14 protein-coding genes are annotated in these 16031 nt (G+C 33.3%); all 14 read left to right on the forward strand.

Annotated elements, in window-relative coordinates; translation table 11 throughout:
* The first annotated feature begins 13 nt into the window (after positions 1 to 13).
* The 14 genes from BUA71_RS07070 to BUA71_RS07135 all read left to right on the forward strand — a co-directional run bounded on the left by BUA71_RS07070 (position 14) and on the right by BUA71_RS07135 (position 15698).
* Entirely contained in the window at positions 14 to 1027 is a 1014-nt protein-coding gene (locus BUA71_RS07070) for a hypothetical protein (RefSeq protein WP_072878134.1), read from the forward strand.
* Positions 1028 to 1037: 10 nt separating this feature from the next.
* On the forward strand, positions 1038 to 1901 hold the full coding sequence (locus tag BUA71_RS07075; RefSeq protein ID WP_072878136.1) for a glycosyltransferase family A protein: 864 nt from the start codon (positions 1038 to 1040) through the stop codon (positions 1899 to 1901).
* A 10-nt stretch (positions 1902 to 1911) separates the two neighbouring features.
* Complete coding sequence (locus BUA71_RS07080) at positions 1912 to 3054, forward strand: glycosyltransferase family 4 protein (protein ID WP_072878137.1); 1143 nt, start codon at positions 1912 to 1914, stop codon at positions 3052 to 3054.
* Positions 3055 to 3382: 328 nt separating this feature from the next.
* Complete coding sequence (locus tag BUA71_RS07085; protein WP_072878139.1) at positions 3383 to 4831, forward strand: MBOAT family O-acyltransferase; 1449 nt, start codon at positions 3383 to 3385, stop codon at positions 4829 to 4831.
* 1 nt (position 4832) lies between these two features.
* On the forward strand, positions 4833 to 5744 hold the full coding sequence (locus tag BUA71_RS07090; protein WP_072878141.1) for a hypothetical protein: 912 nt from the start codon (positions 4833 to 4835) through the stop codon (positions 5742 to 5744).
* A gap of 290 nt (positions 5745 to 6034) precedes the next feature.
* On the forward strand, positions 6035 to 6916 hold the full coding sequence (locus BUA71_RS07095; RefSeq protein WP_072878144.1) for a polysaccharide deacetylase family protein: 882 nt from the start codon (positions 6035 to 6037) through the stop codon (positions 6914 to 6916).
* Positions 6900 to 7799: a GNAT family N-acetyltransferase gene (locus BUA71_RS07100; protein ID WP_072878146.1), complete on the forward strand. Its 900-nt coding sequence runs from the start codon at positions 6900 to 6902 to the stop codon at positions 7797 to 7799. The genes BUA71_RS07095 and BUA71_RS07100 overlap by 17 nt, the downstream gene beginning before the upstream one ends.
* A 38-nt stretch (positions 7800 to 7837) precedes the next feature.
* Positions 7838 to 8968, forward strand: a complete 1131-nt coding sequence (locus BUA71_RS07105) for a glycosyltransferase family 4 protein (protein ID WP_072878148.1) — start codon at positions 7838 to 7840, stop codon at positions 8966 to 8968.
* Between the two features lie 9 nt (positions 8969 to 8977).
* Positions 8978 to 10090, forward strand: coding sequence for a glycosyltransferase (locus tag BUA71_RS07110; RefSeq protein ID WP_072878150.1), 1113 nt, complete (start codon positions 8978 to 8980; stop codon positions 10088 to 10090).
* Between the two features lie 254 nt (positions 10091 to 10344).
* Positions 10345 to 10890, forward strand: a complete 546-nt coding sequence (locus BUA71_RS07115; RefSeq protein ID WP_072878152.1) for an acyltransferase — start codon at positions 10345 to 10347, stop codon at positions 10888 to 10890.
* A 110-nt stretch (positions 10891 to 11000) separates the two neighbouring features.
* Positions 11001 to 12137, forward strand: a complete 1137-nt coding sequence (locus BUA71_RS07120; protein WP_072878154.1) for a hypothetical protein — start codon at positions 11001 to 11003, stop codon at positions 12135 to 12137.
* Positions 12138 to 12256: 119 nt separating this feature from the next.
* The gene (locus BUA71_RS07125) at positions 12257 to 13381 is read left to right on the forward strand and encodes a glycosyltransferase (RefSeq protein WP_072878156.1); all 1125 of its coding nucleotides are present in this window, start codon (positions 12257 to 12259) and stop codon (positions 13379 to 13381) included.
* Positions 13382 to 13548: 167 nt separating this feature from the next.
* Positions 13549 to 14487, forward strand: a complete 939-nt coding sequence (locus tag BUA71_RS07130) for a GNAT family N-acetyltransferase (RefSeq protein WP_072878158.1) — start codon at positions 13549 to 13551, stop codon at positions 14485 to 14487.
* A gap of 2 nt (positions 14488 to 14489) precedes the next feature.
* Positions 14490 to 15698 carry a hypothetical protein gene (locus tag BUA71_RS07135; RefSeq protein ID WP_072878160.1) on the forward strand — a complete coding sequence of 403 codons (1209 nt, stop codon included), beginning with the start codon at positions 14490 to 14492 and terminating at the stop codon, positions 15696 to 15698.
* The last annotated feature ends 333 nt before the right edge of the window (positions 15699 to 16031 follow it).

Here is a 16031-nt window from a genome sequence, read left to right on the forward strand (position 1 = left end):
ACGATAAACTTTAATGCTACAACGACTTTTTATAATTAAAAATAATACTCACTATCTAAATGTCAAGAATTATATCAAGACAAAGGAAAAGGCGCATAATCATATTTTTCTTACCGTGGGAAAATTTGAGGGCTACCTTGATTTTATCAACACAATAAAAGAAGATAAGGAACTTGAGTTATTGGGAATTATTTATACTCATAAATCGAGTCGTATTGTAGATTACTGGAATTTAATAACTAATATTATCTATATTAAAAAACAAGCTGTGAAGCAAAAGCATTTTGATGAGATAATATTTTCTAATTATAAGTACTTTCTTCAGCATTCAATAATTAATCATTATAGTACAGATAAAATTATATTATTAAGTGATGGTGCGGGTATTATAGTTATGGCAAATTATAGAAAGAAACACAAGTCTTTGCCATTTAAATCAATACCGTTTGGCAATAATACCTTTTTTAGAGAGCAGATTTTAAAAATTAAGCCTATAAAACATTTACATTTCTACACCCAGATTAATTTAGATATTGCTGAAGAAGATTCTCAGGAAATTTTTAAGTTTGAAGGTTCAAAGCATGATAAAGTAAATACTAAGAAAGTTTACTTTGTAGGCAGTCCCCTGGTAGAGTTGGGTTTTATTAGTTTAAATAAAAAGATTTCCTATCTAAAGGAATTGATGGCCTATTATGAGAATTATGAGTTTTTTTATTTTCCGCATAGAAGAGAATCGGGTGAGAATTTAGAAAAATATAACTTTATGCAGGTAATTGCACAAAGTAACATCCCATTTGAAGAACGGATGAAGCAGGAGTCTGAATTACCCGGAACAATTATCTCTTTTGTATCTTCTATAGCAATAAATTTAGCTCCAATTTATTCTAAAATTAAATTTCAGTATTTTCCCCTTTCAAATTCAGATTTAAGCAGTAATAAGGAATTTCAGAAAAAATATAAGGTGATGTTGGCTGGTTATAAAAATTTAGAAACTCCAAATTTTTCTGAATTTCCCAGAAAAGATTAATATTTCGACTATGGCATTTTTTTCTATCATTACACCCGTTTATAATAATTCTAAAAGTATTGGGAATACTATTTCCTCTATTCTGGCTCAAAATTTTGAAGACTGGGAGCTTATATTGGTAGATGACGGTTCTAAGGATAATCTCCTGGCAGCATTGGAACCTTTCTTAGGTGATGTGCGCATTAAACTTCTTGAACAGGAAAATAAGGGAGTGGCTCGTGCGCGTAATAATGGCGTAGCTAAAGCAACGGGTAATTTTATTACATTTTTAGATAGCGATGATGAGGTGGAAACTAATTGGTTAAAAGATTTTAAAGAGCTTATTGAACAAGCTGCAAATATTGGGTATGTGAGTTGTGGTTTTTTTAGAAACGGAAAAAAAACCCTTCCAAAACTAAATAAAGCGATTTCACCTGCAAAGTATGCTTCGTTGGCCGGCACCTTTGCGTTAAGAAAGGATATTTTCCTGGAAATAGGTGGGTATGATGATGTTTTAAAGCAAAGTGAAAATTGGGAAATGACAGCAAGAGCTTTAGAATATTGCAAAAATAATAATCTGGCTATTGCCCATACCGATAACCTTAATTTTAATTATGAAAATTATCCCACAGCCGCCCAAACCCGGTTAAGAGACGAATATAGAGGCGATGCAACCTATCATTTATATAAAAAATATCTGAACGGCGGTGTGCTTCACTTTAGAAAAGACGATTTGCTGCTTTCTTCGGCAGTAAATTATACAAGAGCTGGAAAGTTCAAAAAAAGTCGAAAGGTTTTTTATGAAAATTTTAAAAAGAATCCTTCCCCCGGGAGCTTCCTTAAGCTTATATTATTTAAAATTCCTTTTTTAAGAAGGAAAAAATGGATGAGGTAAATAAATTATTATGCAGAAAAAGAAAATACTGTTTGTACTGGATACCCTTCAGGGATCGGGAGCTGAAAGGAGTCTGGTAGAAATAGCTATTCGTTTTAAAAAACATATTCCGGTATTTGTAAACATTTATGAAGGTGATTTGCTCACACCAATATTAGAAAAACATGGGGTTAAATACTACTCATTAGATGTACCAATGGAACGAAATTTTAAAATTGCAAGAGCAAGACTGGAAGAGGTTTATAAAATTGAACAACCGGATATTATTCATTCTACCTTGTTCAAATCTGATGCTGTCACTAGGTTATTAAAGAAAAAATATGATGTATTTCTAATAAACAGTTATGTAAATAATAATTATAATCCATTAAGGTTTAAAAAATTAGATTTTGTGCAGGGTGTAAAAATGCGAATGGTACAATTATATGATGCGATAACTGCCCGTAAGGTCGATTTTTTTATTTCAAATTCAGAAACTATAAAAGAGGCTAAGTCTAAAGCTACCATGACTTCTACAGAAAAAATAAAAGTAATTTACAGGGGGAGGGATACTAGCAGGTTTGTAAGTGAGGATCATACAAATGAGGATTTGAAAAAAGAGATGGGACTCGATAATAAATTGGTGCTTTTAAATGTAAGCCGTTTAATAGAGCGGAAAGGACAAATGGATCTTATTAATGCTATGCCTAATATTGTTAAAGAGCATCCAAATGTAAAATTATTAATTGCCGGCCATGGCAACTTCAAGGATAAACTGGAAGAACGAATAAATGAACTTCAATTAAATGATTATGTAAGTCTTTTGGGAAGGAGACGAGATGTGCCAAATCTATTGGAACTTTCAGATGTTTTTGTGTTTTCTTCCTATTTTGAAGGTTTACCGGGTGCTTTAATTGAGGCTATGTTAGCAGAAAAGTTAATCGTATGTTCTAATATTCCTGAAAATATGGAATGTGTAGATAGTGATTCTGCCATTATTTTTAAAAGGGGCGATGTGAAAGATATGGGAGATAAAGTAAACTTTGCGATTAAAAATAGCCACGATTTAAACCAGCTTCCAAAAACGGCTAGAAAGGTTGCCAAAGAAAAATTCGATATAGAAAAGATAGCAGAAACCTATGAGAGGTGCTATGATGAAATTTTAGGCGTTTAAATATGAGTGTTTTTTAAGGTATTCAAGTTACGCACCTAATTTTAGTTGCATACCTATTGGTATTTTTAGGATGCGGATTGATTAGGATTAGTAAATTAGTAATTATCATCCTCACACCCGTTTGCTTCCTTAAAGAAGATCTCTATCGTCCACCTAATGCTGTAGGTTTCCACAAGCTCTAAATTTCATTCATTTTAAAATAATTTATTCTTATTCTCGTGACCTCAAAAATTTCGAAAGAAATAACAAGAAGAATTATGCCTAAAAAAATGTTATAATTTTTAAATAAAATTTTAATTTTGTCAATTCAATCTTAAAATAGTCCCAATTGCTTTTTAATTCGTTAGATTTTGCTGTATTTCTTCCAGTAGTATTTGTCTTGTACTGGCTCTTAAAGAAAAATCTTAAATATCAAAATATTCTTGTTCTTTTAGCAAGTTATTTTTTCTACGGCTGGTGGGATTGGCGATTTTTAAGTTTAATTGTTTTTAGTACTATAGTGGACTTTACTATAGGTTTGGCTTTGGACAAAACCGAAAATTTTAGAAAAAGGAAGTATTTATTATGGGGTAGTCTTTTTGCAAATCTTGGCATATTGGGCGTATTTAAATATTTTAACTTCTTTATAGATAATGTATCTAGTGCTTTCAGTTTTTTTGGTACCGATTGGAGCATGAGTTCATTAAATATTATATTACCGGTTGGGATAAGTTTTTATACGTTTCAAACGCTTAGCTATACTATAGATGTTTACAAGAGGAAATTAGAGCCTACCAAAAATATTATCACCTTTGCCGCCTTTGTTAGTTTCTTTCCCCAACTGGTAGCGGGACCTATAGAAAGAGCCACTAATTTACTTCCCCAATTTAAAAAGAATAGACATTTTAATTATGAGGAGGCTACAGATGGTATTCGCCAAATTTTATGGGGCTTATTTAAAAAAATGGTAATCGCAGATAATTGTGCGTTATATGCAAATTATATTTTTGAAAACTCCGCCTCTCTTTCAGGCAGCACTCAACTTTTGGGTGCGCTTTTTTTTACTTTTCAAATTTATGGCGATTTTTCGGGTTATTCAGATATAGCCATTGGTACAGCTAGACTTTTTGGCTTCAATCTAATGCAAAATTTTGCTTTTCCTTATTTCTCGAGAGATATTGCCGAATTCTGGAGGCGTTGGCACATTTCTCTTTCTACCTGGTTTCGGGATTATCTTTATATTCCACTTGGAGGGAGCAGGGGCGGCACCAGTATGAAAATAAGAAATACCTTTTTTATCTTTGTAGTAAGTGGTTTTTGGCACGGGGCTAGTTGGACATTTATAATATGGGGGGCGCTCAATGCTGCCTATTTTCTACCTCTGTTACTTAGCGGCAAAAACAGACAAAACATGGATATTGTGGCTAAGGGAAAGTTATTCCCGGCTGCAAAGGAAGTTTTAAAGATTGTGGTGACCTTTTCACTAACAGTCTTAGCCTGGATATTTTTTAGAGTAGAAGACACCCCTCATGCAATTGCTATTATAGGCGATATCTTTTCCAAATCAATATTTACCATCCCTTATTACCCGGGTCTGGGTTTAGCAAAAAGTACTTTTATTCTACTTTTTTTATTTATTGTTATAGAATGGTTTGGAAGGGAACATCAATTCGCTATACAGAACTTATCTAAGGTTCGCTCGCTAACTTTAAGGTGGGTTTCATATAGTTTTCTTGCTTTTCTTATAGGAATGTATATGTTTACCGACAAATCTCAATTTATATATTTTGACTTCTAATATGAAAAAATTTCTAAAAAAACTCTTACTTTTTTTAGTGATCACTTCCTGTTTTTATACTTTATTAATAGGTTTTTGGGGATATTACGTCCCGGCTCCTTTAAGAAGAAATTTAATTTATAATCCTCAAGAAGGTTATTTGGATAAAAAGCTTTCCGAAATTGAAAAATTTAAGAATGTGGATGTTGTTTTTCTGGGTTCTTCCCATGCGTATAGAGGTTTCGATACCAGAATCTTTAAAAATCATGATATAAGCAGTTTTAATTTAGGCTCTAGCGCACAAACACACATCCAAACTAAGTACTTACTTAACACCTACTTGAAAAACCTTAGGCCGAAGTTAGTTATCTATGAAGTGTACCCAGAGATGTTTACTATAGACGGGGTCGAATCTACCATTAATATTGTTTCGGCAACAGATAATATTAATAGTGGAATCCTAAAGCTACTTTTTCAAACTAAGGATATTAGGAGTTTGAACACCGCTTTATTCTCCCTCTTTGAACCGTCTGACAGTATAGTGATTAACCCCGTATTTTCGGAAGAGGACTTGTATGTTTCTGGTGGTTTTGTAGAAAAAAAACTAAACTATAATTCGGAAGCCGCAGTTAGAAAGGAATGGAAACCTTTAAAAAAACAATTAGCTGCTTTTAAGGAAAATATTAATTTTTTGAAATCGCATAATATTCCTTATTTGTTGGTACAAGCTCCTTACACCTTTGAATATAGTAACTATAATAGAATTGAAAAGTTTCTTTCTGAAGATGGAATTTATTATAATTTTAATGATATTGTAGATTTATCTGCTAATAGGGATTTCTACGATGATAGTCATTTGAATCAAATTGGTGTTGAGAAATTCAATCGTGAACTTATTAGAATAATTGATAGTCTTGAACTGTTAAAAGAATAATGTTGAATCAGAATAGGTAATTTATAATATTTCAAGTATAATTGTTTCTTGTAAGAAAATATAAACTTTAATTAAAGAGCGATGTACTTAGAAAACGTAGTATTATTTTGAAAGTAGCTGACTTTTAGCGCTTTTGAAGAATAAAAAAAGGATTTTATTAAGATGCTTATACAATTTCGAACTAATAGCAAGTGTAAAACGTTTATTTTAAGGAGCATAAATAGAGTGTTTATACGTATAACTCATTTTAATTATATTAATTCATTCATTTCTTTTAACTGTAACTATTTATGAGATCTTTTATTTATAAATTTCTAAGTAAAATTGATAAGTTCACGGGATCTTCGGCAGATAATCGGCTTCGGGTATTAGCTTATCATACGGTACCAGATCAAACAGCCTTTGAAAAACAATTGGAATTTATTTCTTATAATTATAATGTTATTGGAATTTCAGAATTGAAAGATCATTTTATTAATTCCACTCCTCTTCCTACAAAACCTTTATTAATAACATTCGATGATGGGGATATTAGTGTCTATGAAAATGGTTTGCCTGCTTTGCAAGCCTACAACTTTCCTGCTGTACTTTTTATCATTACAGGTTTAATTAATACCTCTAAATTATTTTGGTGCAGACACGTTGAAGTCGTTTATAAGAAGAATGGAGCTTCTTATGCCGAGGCCAGGGCGAAAGTTGGAGAATTAAAATCAATTTCCAATTATGAGCGAACGGCATATCTGGATAGCCTGGAAGAAATCCAGGCCAGACAACTTTCTGTAAAAGAACTTCATAGCCTGGAGAAAGGTAATGTAATAGCGGCTAACCACACTCACACGCATCCCATGGTAGATAAATGCACTAAAAAAGAAATAGAGCAAGAATTGAAGCATAGCCGTATAAAGTTTAAAGAGTGGGAGTTGGAAGGATATAGTGTTTTTGCATACCCCAATGGTAATTGGGATGTACAAACCGAAAATATTCTGGAAGATGAGGGGGTGGAAATGGCTTTTTTATTCGATCATAAAATCAATAAAAAAAATATGAACCCAATGCGTATTTCACGTATTAGGGTGGACACAGATTTGGAATTAAATGAATTCAAAGTGAAAGTTTCAGGTTTACATATTAATTTAATGTTATTAAGACAAAAAATTGGACAAAAACAATAGTACTATAAAATTTAGAGAAATTGATTATTCTAAAGATATTTCTGAGATAAATGAACTTTTTAGTATTGGTTTGGGAAGCCACCACAACAAAAAAACATTTGTTTGGAAACATATTGAAAATCCTTTTGGGCGATCATTCGGTTTACTCGCTTGCGATGCCGATAAAATTGTAGGGGTACGCATGTTTATGAAATGGGAATTAACAGGCGAAGGAAAGACTATAAAAGCAATTAGACCCGTGGATACACTTACCCATCCAGAATATCGAGGCAGAGGTATTTTTAAGGAATTAACCCTATGCGGTCTGGAAAAATATAAAACACATTATGATCTGGTTTTTAATACCCCAAATGCAAATAGTTTGCCCGGTAATTTAAAGATGGGGTGGAGTATATGTACTCAAAAATTGGATTATAAAATGGCTCTGGTAACACCCTATTTTGGAAAAACGAACTTCAATTTGATAAAAATCGATGATTTTGTGCAACTGGAGAAAAATGATGTGAATAATACTGTAATAACTACCTTTCCATCAGAGTCCTTTATTAAATGGAGGTATAAGGATGATTTATACGAAATAGCAAAAATAATTGTTGAAGAAAGAATTATTTATATAATCTATAAGACCCAAAATCACAGAGGGATTAAATTTAATTTGATTGAAAAAATTATCGGCGACTCCCTCTATTTTAAACAGGCTCTTAAAATTTTAGCTGCCAAAACCCATATTTTCTTCATTTACTATTTAGAAAATAAATTCACAAAATTTCGCTTTTTACTCAGTAGTAAAAGAAATGAGGCGGTGATCGTTTACAATAAAGATCGCTATCGTGTTAATGATAAAATATGTTTTACTTTGGGAGATTTGGAGGCCAGCTTATAATTTTTAAATGAAGGCTAATTGAAAAAAAGAATATTTTTATGAAGGTAATAATTGTGATAAATACTTTAGGATCGGGAGGTGCTGAACGATCTATGGTGGAATTGGCTAAATTTCTTCATGCTAAAAATAATATTTCTATAAAATTTGTATGTCTGGAACATAGAAAAATTGGAATTGAAAAGGAAGTAACATCTTTTGGTATTCCGGTTATATTTTTTGAAAAATCTGGCGGTTATTTTGCTAAAACAAAATATTTGGTGGAAGTACTAAAACAAGAAGCCCCCGATATTATCCATTCCTTATTGACAGAATCGAATATTATTACAAGATTATCGCGAAAATTTTATTCAAAAGGGAAACTGGTGCAGAGCCTGGTTAACACCGCTTATTCCGAAGAGCGTAAAAAGGACAATAAACTTTCCTGGCAAAAATTTCAATTAGCAAAACAATTTGATATCTGGACGGCAAGGTGTACCCCTAATGTGTTTTATCATTCTATTACCAAAGAAGTATTAAAACATTATAAACCCCTTTTTAAAATTCGCGAAAATTATAAAGTTATCTATAGAGGACGGGACGAAAATCCTTTCCTGAACATTGGAGACCAGGAAGAAGAACATACTAGATTTACCCTAATAAATTCTGGCAGACAGGAATTTGCTAAAGGTCAAATAACTATTTTGAAAGCTCTGTCTTATCTTAGGGAAAAATATGGCTATACAAATATAAAATTTCAGTTATTGGGTCGTCAAGGTGCTTATTCAGATGTTATCCAGCAGTATATTGTAGAAAATAAACTTGAAGAGCAAGTTGAAGTACACGGCTTTGTAAACGATGTTCAAAGACGTTTGGTGAAAGCAGATGCGTTTATATTTCCTTCCTATTATGAAGGACTAGGCGGAGCTTTGCTGGAAGCATTCTCAGCTCATTTACCTTGTTTATGTTCAGATTTGCCAGTTTTAAAAGAGGTTGTGGGAAGTGAGAAAGGAGCCATGTTCTCTCCTCCAGGAGATTTTAAAGCACTAGCCGAAAACATTAAGTTATTGATGGAAAATAAAAAGCTACAGCTTGAATTGGCAGATTATTCTTTAAATAGATTCCAAAGTAAGTTTAAAATAGATAAAATAAACAATGAAATGCTTAAGATGTATGTGGAACTTCTCGATTAATGGTAGGTTATGAAAATACTTCAACTCGTTACCAAACGTCAATATCGGGGAGCAGAAGTTTTTGCGGCCAATTTAAGTGAAGAACTTATTAAGTTGGGTCACGAAATAGTTTTTGCGGGATTATATAAAAATAATGACAATATTTTGGAAGTCGAAGACGCCGAAAATCTTGATATTTCTGAAGAAAAAAACACACCCTTATCATTATCGCTAATAAGAAGCTTAATTTCCATTGTCAAAAAAACAAAACCCGATATTGTGCAGTGCAATGGCAGTGACACTTTAAAATATATGGTAGCTGCGAGCTATTTTTTACCAAAGATACCTATCACTTATCGCAATATAAGCACAATAAGTGAATGGATGGGATCTAAAGTAAAACTGCAACTTTATAAAGCGCTCTTTAACAGGGTAGCTCATGTAAGCTCGGTAGGTTCAGGACCTAGAGAAGATTTAATTTTAACCCTTAATTATCCAAAAAGCAAAACATCTGTACTAAGAAGGGGGATTCCCGGGGAACAAAAGGAGATAAAGCTTTGTGCTCAAAATCTTAGAAATGAATTAGAGTTTACTCAGGATACAAAAATTGTAATGCATGTAGGGAATTTTAGTCCCGAAAAAAATCATCGGTTCCTTTTAGACGTATTCCAAAAAATCGCTAAAGATCATGAAAAAATTAAATTGGTTTGTGTTGGCGATGGAATAACTTATGATAAAATACAAACGGAGATCCAGGAAAGAAAGCTGGGGGGTATTATACATCTTCTTGGTTTTAAAAAAAATATTCCAGAATTATTGGCCGGAGCCGATTGTGTGGTATTATCAAGTTTAATAGAAGGGGTTCCGGGAATAATACTTGAAGCTGCGGTGCAAGGAAAACCTTGTGTAGCTTCTAATGTAGGAGGAGTGAAAGAGGTTTTAATCGATAAAAAAACGGGCTATATAATCGATGATTTTGATGCTGATGTCTTTGCTGATAAAATTAAACAACTTTGTCTAAACGATCAGTTGCGTTTTAAATTGGGAGAAAATGCCCAGAAACTGGTGTTTAAAGAATTTAATCCGCTTAAAAATGCTAAGAAATTCGAAGCTTTATATTTAAAATTAATCAAAGAATCGTAGTTTTATTATACGCTATCATAGAATGTAGTTCTAAATCTAAAATTTCGACAAATTAGTAGTTAAATCGCGTCAATACAATGAAATTTTTAAGCCAAAAAGTGTAGAAACAGTGTGGCGAATTAAAAAATCGATGGCTTTACTTAGGTAAATGCTATTCCGGGTAAAGTTGAAGAGACTGGTTTCAAATTATTAAAACCTCATTATTATACTTTATAACCCCACAATAATTAGTTGTAAAACAAAGCTTAAAATAGATGCAACATAAAAGCCTTTTTTATTTTTTAAAAAGATTTCCCCAGGTTTCTTATTTAAAACTAAAAGTAATTATTAAATGGTATCTTTTTAAAATTGCAAAAAACTGGGTGATTTTAAATAGAATTAGTAGAGGAGTAAGACCTGCGATTTGGAAAATGACAGGATGTACTATAGGTAAAAATGTCTCTATTGGATATGATGTTTACTATGATGTTTCAAACGCTTCCTATATAAAAGTAGAAGATGGAGTATGGATAGCGAGCAGATGCCTAATTCTATGTCATAAAAGAGACTTAACCCAGTATTACTTAGGAGAAGATTATAATGGTTTAAGTTATCAAAAAAGTGAGGTAGTTTTAAAAAAAGGCTGTGTAATTGGAATGAATTCTGTTATTATGCCTGGAGTTACCATTGGGGAAGGCGCTATTGTAGGAGTTAATTCCCTAGTGGTAAAGGATGTGCCGGCATGGACAATTGCTGTAGGTAACCCGGCAAAAGTGGTAAAAAAAATTGAAAAACGATCTTTAAATAGAAAAAGCATTTAAGATGGTTCAAGAACAATATATGAACGATACAATAGCCAGGCAATTTTTAAGTCTCAATCAGGAAAAATTGCAACATTTTAATTAAATATTACATCTAAAAAAATCTTCTTTTGCTTAGTATAGAAAAACCAAAGCTTGAAACGTTTGGCAGACAAACAAAAATTTCAGCTAAATTCACAATCAACGATAAGGAAAATGAATTATACTTTGAAGTTCCTTCTGATTATAAAGATTTTCTGGTAACCGAAAATTTAGACGCTTTTCTTGTAGGTTTGCTATTCTTGGCTCTAAAAACGGGAAACGATATAAAATTGAATGGCCCTGTTTCCGCCAGGTTGTATTATTCAATTCGCCATTATGTGATTCCTGCTCTCTGCATGGCAAACCCAAAATTAAAACCAGTTGATATAAACCCGCAAGGATTAAATGAGAAAGATTTAAATGTAGCCGCTACTTCGGGAACGGGTTTATCTTGTGGGGTAGATTCTTTTGCTACTTATTTTGATCATATTGATGAAAGCGGTTCTTTTAAGATTGAATATTTTGCCTTTTTTAATGTGGGGTCTCATGGAGCCGGAGGAGAAGAAACCAAGAAATTGTTCGAGAGTAGATTTGAAAAAGCTAAGAAATTTGCCAATACGGTAAATAAAAATATTATTCAGGTAGATTCCAATTTGCATGAAATTTTGGATATGAAGTTTCAATCTACCAATACCTTAAGAAATGTATCTTGCATACTTTTGTTTCAAAAACTTTTTAAACATTATTATATAGCTTCAAAAAATAGGTTTGATTATTTTGAATTAAATGATTATGATACCCAAGATTATGATGCCCTGGTGCTTAATTTACTATCTACTGAATCTACCAATCTCTACTCTGCCGTAGCCCAATTGAGCAGGGTAGAGCGTACCAATTTAATTTCGAATTTTCCCGAGACCTATGATTTTTTAGATGTTTGTACCAGTTCAAAGAAATATAAGGCTGGTGTTAATTGTTCCCAATGCAATAAATGTCTAAGAACCGCACTTACTTTAGATCTTTTGGGGAAATTACCTTTATATAAGGATGTTTTTCATATTGAAAAATATGAGCGGTTAAAACATAATTATATATGGCATGTTATTACAAACAAAAATAAGGATCAAATCCATAGGAATCTTTATAGATTAATAAAAAATAAAAAAGCAATGGATTATACTAAAATTGCCATTTCCAGAGCTAAGGTTAAATTGAAGGGGAGATAAAATAGTGGATTTAAATGAGAATGCGCTAAATACCTAAATGCATTATGTAATGACCTTAAAATTGTCCCAAAAAATTGGTCTCCCTAATATTTAAAGTAAATTTGCCTCTAACTATTGGTATGCAAAAGATAAAAGTACTTCACATTATAAAATCCCTGGGCCGCGGTGGTGCAGAAATGCTTTTACCGGAAACTCTTAGGCTCCACGATAAAGAAAAATTTGAATTTCATACCATTTATTTCCTACCGTGGAAAGACCAAATGGTGCCCGAGATTGAACAGGCGGGAGGAAAGGTGCTCTGTATGGAGGCTACTAATAACTTTAAATTACTAGCCAAATATAAACAGGTTGCCAATTATTGCAAAAATCATAAAATAGATATTATTCATGCTCACCTACCGTGGTCGGGTTTTCTATCGCGGCTGGTTTTTAAAAAAACCGGAATCCCGGTACTTTATACCGAGCATAATATCCAGGAGCGTTATCATTTCGTCACCAAAAAGTTAAACGCATCTACATTTAACTGGCAAAATAAAGTACTGGGAGTATCTGCCGATGTAAGTAAATCTATTAAGAAAAATATTGATCCTAAAATACCCGTGCAAACACTTTTAAACGGAGTAAATACTGAAAAGTATAATAGGAATGAAGCTGCCGCAAAGGAGATAAAAGAAGAATTGCTAATTCCCGAAGAGGCCATGGTTATAGGGAATCTCGCTGTATTTAGAGAACAGAAAGACCTGGTCTCCTGGGTAAAGGCATTTGCAATCATTAATAAATCCAATCCTGAAGTTTACGGTTTACTGGTAGGCGCAGGACCTAAAGAGCAAGAAATAAAAGCTTTGATTAAGGATAAAGGTCTGGAAAAACGAATTATGCTACCAGGTTTGCAAACCGACACCGTAGCGTATTTTTCAGCAATGGATATTTTTATGATGAGCTCACAGTTTGAAGGTTTGCCCATTGCGTTATTAGAGGCAATGAGTACTGGTTGTGCCATTGTTTCTACAAAGGCCGGGGGCGTGGTAGAGGCCGTTAGGGAAGATGAAGATGGTTTGTTGAGTGAAGTAGGGGATTTCAAAAAATTGGCTAAAAATTCCTGTAAACTTTTGGATGATAAAACCTTTAAAAAGAAAATGCAGGGAGCAGCTAGAAATAGAGTGGTAAATGCTTTTGGTTTGGAAAATATGGTAGAGGAATTGGAAAAATGTTATTTGGATTTGAGGAAGGGAGTGAAGGAGTAATGAAGTAACGCAGTAATGCAGTGAAGAAGTGACAAAGCTAAGAGTTACCGAACTAACAAATCCAGACTCAACGAATTGACAGTTCACGATTCCCACATCACAATTTTACAGCATCACATCGTCACAACCTCACAGGGTTACAACTTTACAACGTAATAAATAAAAAAATGAAAATTCGCAAAGCTACAGAAAATGATATCCCTGCTATTGTTCAGGTTTTAAAAGCCAGTCTTGGCGAGGATCAACTGGAACTTTCAGAGAAAGTTTGGCGCTATAAGCATGTAGATAACCCTTATGGAAAATCTATTGTGTTAATAGCCGAAGAAAATAGCCAAATTATAGGGGTTCGCGCTTTAATGAGGTGGCAATGGCAACAAGGCGAAATGAAATATGAAGCCTTAAGGGCAGTGGATACCGCTACCCACCCTAAACATCAAGGTAAAGGAATTTTTAAAAAACTAACGCTCCAGGCGATTGAAATTGCTAAAAAAAATGGTGATCATTTTATCTTTAATACTCCGAATGAACAAAGTAGGCCCGGTTACCTTAAAATGGGATGGGACCAGGTTGGGAAAGTGAATATAGGCATAAAACCTTCCTTAAATTTTTTAAAATTTAAACTACCAACAAAGTATAAGGTGAAGAAAAAAAATTCCATTTCTGAAATAGATAATCTTTGTGGGAAGTGGAATACCAATCTCAGAAAAAAATCAGGATTGTTTACGATAAAATCTGCCGAAATATTAAAGTGGCGTTATGAAAAAAACCCCTTACAGAAATATGAAGTCGTGACTGGAGAAGGTTATTATATCGCAGCTTATATAAAAAACCGAGGAAAAGTAAAGGAATTTAGAATCGCCGAATGTATTTTTGATGAAAAAGTGATTGGGAGAAAGGAACTTCAGAAAGTAATCAAAAAAATTGGATCAGGTTTTTCCTTTCATGTGATGAGTTTTTCTCCAAAACTGTTAAGCTTAAATGGAAAAAAAGGGGATTTTGGCCCTATTCTTACTTTAAACGCCTTAAATTTAAGATCTTCGGAAGAAACTGGTTTTTTAAATATTAAAAACTGGCACAACAGCCTTGGTGACCTGGAATTGTTTTAATTATGATAGGAGTATTATTTTTAATTATTATCTTCTTTATCCTGAATCAATTTATCTTTGGGGTTTACGCTAAGCGGCATGCTTTTCTGGATAAGAAAATATTAAACCTCCTATACTTATACCATCTATTATTCTACGGGGTATATACCTGGTATGCTTATAATAATCCTTCTGACTCTCTTCATTATTTTCACGTCATTTCAACTCATCAAGGCAGTTGGTTGGAATTATTTGGAACCGATACCGCATTTATCCACTTTTTTGGTTATCCCTTTTATAATATGGGCTTTAACTACGACATGCTTATGTTAACTTTTTCCTGGTTCGGTTACCTGGGTTTTGTGTATGCCTATATATTTTTCCGGGAAAAGATTCCCATCAAAATAAATTTTTTTAAGATAGATTTACTTACGTTAATCCTATTTTTTCCAAATATGCACTTTTGGACCGCTTCCCTCGGAAAAGGTTCGGCCATTTTTTTGGGCTTAATGATGTTTACTTATGCTATTGTAAATCCAAAATCGAGATTGTTTCTATTAGGTCTAAGCTCTGTTATAATTTATTATATTCGTCCTCATGTTTTTATGTTTGTAGCTGTAGGGACGGTTTTAGGCTATATGAGTGGGAAAGAGAAAATTCCATTATGGCAAAAAGCATTGGTTTTTGTAGCGCTGGGAGGAGCCTTAGTTTTGGTGCAGGATCAAATCTTAGCGGTGATGAACCTGCAGGATTCAGAAAATATCATTGAAGATTTTCAGGCACAATCGGCAGAAAGGGCAGAAGACTTAAGTGCCTCTGGTAGTGGGGTAGATATGTCTGCTTATCCTTTGCCATTTAAACTCTTCACTTTTTGGTTTAGGCCCCTTTTTATAGATGCGCCAAATGTATTGGGTTTGATAGTCTCAGCCGAAAATCTAATTTATTTACTGCTATTCTTTAAAATATTGAAAAAAGACTTTATTGACTTCATCAAAAAGTCTCCCGCAGTAGTAAAGATGAGTTTTGTGATTTTTATAAGTACCTCTTTTGCTATGACTTTTGTAATGTCTAACCTTGGAATTATTATGCGGCAAAAATCTATGGTAATGTATTATATCTTTTTTGTGATTTATTATTATCTCGCACAAAAGAAATATGAAAAAATAATGAAAAAGCGAAGGCTGATGAAAAGACGAGAGAAAGTGAGAAAGGCTGAGGTAGTACTGGAGTAAGGGAGTTATTATTATGGTATGATAGTAATGAAGTGACGCGTTGATGTTGTAATTTAATAATGTTTTGGGGTGTTACAGTTAGTGACGCACAAACCTATCGATATGTGCTACACTGAGAAACATTTTTCAAGCTGTAAACCTAGCACAGGCTGTCAAGCTACTCCAAGGCTCTGAGCCTGTGTTACACAGAGTCTGTCGAACCGCAGCGTTACACTGAGCTTGTCGAAGTGTGCTTGGTGGACTAATACCGTGTGTAAAAACCTGGTTAATAATAGTCAGTGAATTAACAGGGTTTTTTCAGAAGATCACTCGTACCAATGGGGCTTCGACAGG

Origin of the sequence: Salegentibacter echinorum, from assembly GCF_900129445.1 — a bacterium.
Taxonomy (GTDB): domain Bacteria; phylum Bacteroidota; class Bacteroidia; order Flavobacteriales; family Flavobacteriaceae; genus Salegentibacter; species Salegentibacter echinorum.

What these genes read in the sequence shown, in the direction of transcription:
- BUA71_RS07105 (WP_072878148.1), top strand. Translation starts at nt 7,838, where the DNA reads ATGAAGGTAATAATTGTGATAAATACTTTAGGATCGGGAGGTGCTGAA.
- BUA71_RS07075 (WP_072878136.1), top strand. Translation starts at nt 1,038, where the DNA reads ATGGCATTTTTTTCTATCATTACACCCGTTTATAATAATTCTAAAAGT.
- BUA71_RS07130 (WP_072878158.1), top strand. Translation starts at nt 13,549, where the DNA reads ATGAAAATTCGCAAAGCTACAGAAAATGATATCCCTGCTATTGTTCAG.
- BUA71_RS07095 (WP_072878144.1), top strand. Translation starts at nt 6,035, where the DNA reads ATGAGATCTTTTATTTATAAATTTCTAAGTAAAATTGATAAGTTCACG.
- BUA71_RS07110 (WP_072878150.1), top strand. Translation starts at nt 8,978, where the DNA reads ATGAAAATACTTCAACTCGTTACCAAACGTCAATATCGGGGAGCAGAA.
- BUA71_RS07135 (WP_072878160.1), top strand. Translation starts at nt 14,490, where the DNA reads ATGATAGGAGTATTATTTTTAATTATTATCTTCTTTATCCTGAATCAA.
- BUA71_RS07070 (WP_072878134.1), top strand. Translation starts at nt 14, where the DNA reads ATGCTACAACGACTTTTTATAATTAAAAATAATACTCACTATCTAAAT.
- BUA71_RS07115 (WP_072878152.1), top strand. Translation starts at nt 10,345, where the DNA reads ATGCAACATAAAAGCCTTTTTTATTTTTTAAAAAGATTTCCCCAGGTT.
- BUA71_RS07090 (WP_072878141.1), top strand. Translation starts at nt 4,833, where the DNA reads ATGAAAAAATTTCTAAAAAAACTCTTACTTTTTTTAGTGATCACTTCC.
- BUA71_RS07080 (WP_072878137.1), top strand. Translation starts at nt 1,912, where the DNA reads ATGCAGAAAAAGAAAATACTGTTTGTACTGGATACCCTTCAGGGATCG.
- BUA71_RS07125 (WP_072878156.1), top strand. Translation starts at nt 12,257, where the DNA reads ATGCAAAAGATAAAAGTACTTCACATTATAAAATCCCTGGGCCGCGGT.